This is a genomic window from Alkaliflexus imshenetskii DSM 15055 (assembly GCF_000517065.1).
GTDB classification, from domain to species: domain Bacteria; phylum Bacteroidota; class Bacteroidia; order Bacteroidales; family Marinilabiliaceae; genus Alkaliflexus; species Alkaliflexus imshenetskii.
The window spans coordinates 474,061-480,060 of record NZ_KI912105.1 but is presented as its reverse complement, the minus strand read 5'-3'; the positions used below and the strand labels follow the sequence as shown (position 1 = coordinate 480,060).

Below are 6,000 nucleotides of genomic sequence, written 5' to 3'. Positions count from 1 at the left end.
ATACTGCTTGAGCCCAAGATACGAGGCTGGATAAATTACTATGGGAAGTTCAGGTTTTCCGAGATGCGCAAGGTTTTCAGGGTTCTAAATTTTCGTCTTATGATGTGGGTAAGGAACAAATACCGAAGGTTCAGGAAGAAAATCAAAACACATGCTTTTAGATGGCTGTGCAATGTAGCCAGACAGTATCCTAACACGTTTGTGCATTGGCAGTAGGGTTTTCGTCCATAGCGACTTGGGCGGGAAGAGCCGTATGACGGGAGACTGTCACGTACGGTTCTGTGAGAGGTTTAGGGGTGAGATTCCCCTTTACCTACTCGACTTGATTTTTCCTATCACGTTAATTTTGTCATAATACAAAGTATCATTCCTTGTTTGTGAAGAATACCGCATTAGTTTATAAAATTCGAAAGCAAATTCAGTGTCATTTAGCCATATTGGATTGTTAACTCCAATTCGAGCATGTTTTCCATTTTCAAATGATGGAAAATACGATGTGTTAATATTAATCTCAGGAGCAAATGGAGATTCTCCAACTTTTAAAGATATAAAATACTCATCTGCATATCCAAATTCTGAATTAATCATAAAAAATCTGTTTTTCTCTGGAGAAAAAGTAGGGACAAAATGCAATTTTACTCCATCTTTTAATGAAATCAAGACCTCTCCATATCCATGGTCTACCTGATGGAACAAAAAACAATCATAATCTATCAAGTAACTAATAAATTCATAGAATCCCCAATGGTCTTTTGTACTCCAGGTCAATTCAGTTTTACTACCATCTCTAAATGTTAAATTATATGAGGCAATAGAATCATTTTTAATAAACCTAACAGTATTGGTATCTAAACCATTAAAGCCAGTTTTTAGGGAATCCATTAATATTCCGAAATTTTTAATTTCAACAACAGGTAGTGATTCTTTATATAGAACATTCTCTCTTGAAAACTTAATTTCTACATAATCATTTTCAAGAATACATTTACCAAAAATATTTTGGAAGTCCTGTTCAAGAATTGATAAAGTATCTAAAGCTAAGTCCTTAATTGTTTCATTGTATGAAGATTCTATACAGTTGATTTTTGTTTTGTGACTATTTGATAATTTAATAGTTTTTTTAGTCTTCACTTCTTTCTCATTTTTCGAATTTGCTAATATTTCATCTGGCTTTGTTTGCTCCTTATTAGATTCTTGTAAAGTCATATAAGCAAAAAACGAAAGAACTAATAACAAAGTAATCAAAAGTGCTGCTACTACAATTTTACGTTTTGTTAATACGATTGTCAAAATAGTTAACAATAATATCAAAAAGACTATTATTAAAATGATTAAATCATATGTTAATAAAAAACTTGAGTCTTTAGAGGGTTTTAAAAATCCAACAACTCCGATTATTCCTAAAAACAAGAGTAGAAAAAATCCTAAAAAAAGCTTAAATAATTTATTCATAATTTTATTTGTTGTAAGAGCTTCGTTTAAAATACCCCATAACGGTGCGTATATGAAACGTTGGGGTTTGCGGGTGTCATCATTGTCTACCGTTACAAAAGTTGGTGCGGGGCAGAACGCTTCTTCCAAACTCTTAACCCCCAATGTTTTATATACGATGTTAGTGGTTAGTTGATTTCTTTCCGTTTGTAAAAATCAACTCTTAAAATTAGAAAATTTCTTTAATAATCAGTGTCTTCGTTGTCCTAAATTATGTCTGTCGGAACGGAACTTAATTTCAGTCATTTCTCAAAAATCAATCATTGCATTTTTTTTGCTACTCTCTCCTATTTCAAATTTCAGTTCTAATCAAATCTCGTTACGTTTTCTCGATTTACAAATTCTTCGGGCTGTCATTATTGTCGTTCGTTAAAAATTTGCGTTGTCGTTTCTCAAAATTTTCAGAGCCAGACAACCAAAATTTCTTTCCGAATGTATTTTTCAATGTTATAAAACTTAATTTCAGCGACTTTGATAATAATCAGTTCTCCAAAATCGTCATTTCCCAAATCCTTGTAGCTACTCTTGAAAAACTTCATGATTTATAAAATTTCAGAGCGTTAAAATCCTTATTATCTGAGAAGAAATCCATTTTCTGACCGTCAAAGAGTTTCTGAGCGAAGCAAATCAAGCCACTTTAAATTCTTATTTCCGTTAAACACTAGCTTTCAATGAATTTTTCCGCCTGAATAATTGTTGTCCGTTAATACAATTTTCTCCACGCTCAATCTTTTTCAGGACTTTCATTTCCTTGTAAGAATTTTCGTTGTCATTTCAGTTTTCCGATAATCAAGTTTTCTTAATCATTTCAAAACGCTAAAATTCAACCTTTTCAAATCTCTCGAAGGAAACAGAAACCAGAAAATTTTTAACCACTTCACGAACCAAAAAAAAGTATTTTAAGGCTAAGTATTTCTGTTTCAGTTCGTCAATTACCACTAACGGTCACATATATGAAATGTTGGGGGCTTCGGGAGTCAGAATTATCGGCCGACACAGAAATTTATGCGGAGCACAAAAGTCAATGTAAGCACCAGACCCCCAATATTTTATATATGATGTTGCCGCCTGGTGTTCATTGTTTTATATCATTTTTCTTTCAAATTGCTACTTCGTTTCTGTCTGCCGTGAGTTGAGACAGACACACTTATTGACAAGTTTTGGTCGTGCGGTTGGCTTTTTGAGCGACTTGGCAATGTGTGTGGCTGTGAAGCGGGGGCTTTTCATTCAATTTCAATTTTATCAATCTCTTTCATTAACCTATCGGTTTCCGAAAGTGCAACAATTATTTTCTGATAGTGCAAAATATCATCAAATTCCAGTTTCCGTTCTTTTCGGTCTTTGAGCCACTTTTGGGCTGGTTGATAGCCGCCAATGTAGAAATTCCAAGCTGTTTCGGGAACATTATCAAAATACTGCGTGTCATTGATGTAAACTTTATCGTTTTGATAATTTGGTTTACTGACAACGTTATTACCATCAATCGGGTATTGAGTAATATATTTTTCTACCGTTGGGCTTTCCAATAAATGTATTTGCCGAATTTCACCGCCAAGTTTTACCAATTGCCAGAAGGTGTCTTTGTCTTTTGGATATGGCACTCTCGGAAAATCTATTTTTAAAAATTCCTTGTATTTTTCTCGGTAAGTTGGCGAATGCAAAACAGCATAGATGTAATCCAAAATATCAATCGGGGCAAACGTGTCTTTGGTGGTTTCTTTTTCGTTGGTAAAAGTTAAACCTAACTTCTCAGCTATTTGCTTTACAATTTCCGTATTTAGGTTTGGCGTTCTTTCTGAAGTTTGCCCGATGGCTTGTTGTCCGTTGGTTTCTGGGTACAAATAGAGAGGCATACTTTGTAAAGAATCTGCTGCACTATCTAATAGATGCAAATCAAGAATATTTCTTGAAATAAAATTATATCCTTGACTTAACCCACGATTCAATCTTGTAGTAACAAATGCAAAATTATCCTTAACCAAATGTGTCATAATCTTTTCACGAGGATAAGCCATGAACCCTTTTGTAATCCCCGTATATGCAGTAAATCTATAATCAAAAGGTCTGTACTGAATTTTTGTTATTAGAAATTTATTATTGATAATATCTTTCTTTGCAAAAGACAATTGCCAATCTCTTCCATCTTTTGTAAGACTATATTTTTTTCTAATATCACCAACTTCCAAATTCTTTAAATCAATGATTATTGAATCAATTTCTTTTGAATTAAATTGAATTGTAAAATTGTCTCTTTCTGTTTTTACACCAGTTGCATTAATTACAAATAAACTCTCAATATTTATTCCCATATTGTATAATTCTAATAATCTAGAATCTTGCGGTTTGAATATATATATTGGGCTTTTCAACTTTAAATTATTCCATTCAATATTTGAGAGAGACTTGTCTCTTAAAAAATCATACTTGTTTTCTCTTTTTCCTTGTAAATCAAAATGAAATACGGTGCCAATTTCATTACTTTTTTTCTTTGTCGTTTTAACGAAAATATTAATTGAAACACCTTGCATAATGTCAAAGACATTTTCATCTTTTGAGCCGTCATTGCAAACTTCTTGTTTTTTTGAATTGCCGTGCAAATCAATAATATAAAGCTTGTCAAAACTCTCCAACAAATGTTTTCGCATTTGCCTATGTATAGTGCCATCAATAAAGCTATTATTAGAAATGTAAGCCAAAATGCCACTGCCGTTTTTATCTATAAAATGCTGTCCAAATCGAATAAATTTTATGTAGTCATCAGAAAGTGGTTGTATGTTTCTTTCGTTTAAATCTTTCTTATAATCAGATGTTAGTTTTTCAATCCATTCGCTTTTATTACTACTACTTACGCTGTATGGTGGATTTCCAATTACACACATTACAGGCGTATCACGTTTAATGTGATTTGCTTCATTTGCTTCGGTGCTTAACCAATTGGCAAATAACGTTCCTGTGTCGGGGTGGCTTTCTTCTAAACTATTGGTAAGATAAACTCTAAACCGCTGGTCTTTGGTTGGTTTGTAGCCAGTTTCGGTTAAAAGCAAATCTAATTTTAAATGTGCCATTGCATAGCTTGCCATTAGCAACTCAAAACCATTGAGACGAGGCAGTAAATGCGTTTCTACATAATTACTCCAAATGCCTTGCTGTCCTTCAAACTTTTTATGAATAAGCTTTACAACTTCGGCTAAGAATGTGCCTGTACCGGTGGCAGGGTCGAGTATTTGAACCCGGTGTACTTCTTGGTCAATCTTTTTGCCCTGTGCATCAACTTTTATGATGGTTTTGCTGGTGTCGGCTAATCCTTGGGGTAAATCGAATTCGGTTTTTAGAATATCGTCGACGGCACGTACTATAAAGTTTACTACTGGTGCTGGCGTGTACCACACGCCACGGGCTTTACGCAATTTGGGGTCATACTCGCTCAGGAATGTTTCGTAAAAATGGATTATCGGGTCTTCCATTTTCGTGCTTTTGCCGTAGTTTTTCAAAATTTCTTCTACGTTGCATGCAATAAAAATATTTACCAAATCATCAACAATCCACTTTATACGGTCGTCAACTTCTAAACCAGCAATATATCCAAACAGTTTTTTAAGGAATGGATTTGATTTTGGTATTAGTTCGTAGGCTTCCTGTCGGCTAAAGGTTGGCAAAGTGGCATCGTGTGAACGTGCAGCAAACATTCCGTAAGCTATGGTTTGAGCGTACACATCGGCAAATCCTTTGGGTGTAATATCGTGTATCAGAATTTGTTTAAAAGCGTGCATTTGGTCTTTCAGCGTACTGTCTTCGCTGTTGTTTTCATCGCTTGTCAATGCTTTTTCAATAACCTCAGAAAGAAGGCGGGCTTTGCCCGCCATCATTTCGGCAAGTTTTTTACTGCTTTTTATTGTTTGCCCAATGTGGGTGCAAAAATCTTTAATCAGGTTTTCAAATCGCTCGAAATTCTCTGTTATTGGTTTTATCCCTTTTTCCGTTACTTCTCCAATTGCAATTTTGGTTACAAATTGACCTTCACGGTATAAGTGAAAGTCGAGATAGTCGGTGAAAATCAAATTATTCAACGATGCTTTGTATCTGTCGAATTGTTCTTTATTTCCTGTTTTCTTCGCACCTTCAAGGTCTTTGTCGCCAATATCTTTTGCTTCAATAAATCCAACTGGAATATCCTTTTTTGTCAAGATGTAATCAGGTGCTCCACAACTCTGTCTTTTCGGTTCGTTGGTTGCTCTGATTGTCGGTACAATACTTTCAATTAGTTGTTCTAATACTCCACGGAAAGTATGTTCTGTCGCATTTCCAGCTTTGAACTTTTGGTTTATATTGTCAATATATTGGTCTAAATTCATTTTTTTTAAATCCGTTTCAAATAACTACAAATGTATCAATTTCATGCGGTGCGTTGGCAAGAAAACTGCTCTTTTGCAAGCTGAAGCATCGGCTTGTGTGTCGGAGCTTGCAAATGTGCAGTTTTGTGCGTGGGCTGTTCATTATATCCTTTTTCTT

Annotated in this window: 4 protein-coding genes; 1 reads left to right on the top strand and 3 read right to left on the bottom strand. The window is 34.5% G+C overall.

Annotation, left to right across the window (positions count from 1 at the left end; translation table 11 throughout):
• Window positions 1-216, top strand: a 216-nt coding sequence (locus ALKIM_RS19485) for a group II intron maturase-specific domain-containing protein (protein ID WP_316932843.1), incomplete at its 5' end; no start/stop codon positions are given.
• Window positions 217-309: 93 nt separating this feature from the next.
• Here ALKIM_RS19485 and ALKIM_RS0102110 read toward each other — a convergent pair.
• The 3 genes from ALKIM_RS0102110 to ALKIM_RS0102095 form a co-directional block, all read right to left on the bottom strand.
• The gene (locus ALKIM_RS0102110) at window positions 310-1,596 is read right to left on the bottom strand and encodes a hypothetical protein (RefSeq protein WP_157363723.1); all 1,287 of its coding nucleotides are present in this window, start codon (window positions 1,594-1,596) and stop codon (window positions 310-312) included.
• Between the two features lie 296 nt (window positions 1,597-1,892).
• A complete protein-coding gene (locus tag ALKIM_RS19745; protein WP_157363721.1) occupies window positions 1,893-2,030 on the bottom strand; it encodes a hypothetical protein in 138 nt (45 codons plus the stop codon).
• Between the two features lie 684 nt (window positions 2,031-2,714).
• On the bottom strand, window positions 2,715-5,843 hold the full coding sequence (locus ALKIM_RS0102095; RefSeq protein WP_026473211.1) for a type ISP restriction/modification enzyme: 3,129 nt from the start codon (window positions 5,841-5,843) through the stop codon (window positions 2,715-2,717).
• Between the last annotated feature and the right edge of the window lie 157 nt (window positions 5,844-6,000).

Bases quoted from the DNA above. Each gene is read 5' to 3' on its own strand.
- ALKIM_RS19745 (WP_157363721.1), bottom strand. From the start codon at position 2,030: ATGAAGTTTTTCAAGAGTAGCTACAAGGATTTGGGAAATGACGATTTT.
- ALKIM_RS0102095 (WP_026473211.1), bottom strand. From the start codon at position 5,843: ATGAATTTAGACCAATATATTGACAATATAAACCAAAAGTTCAAAGCT.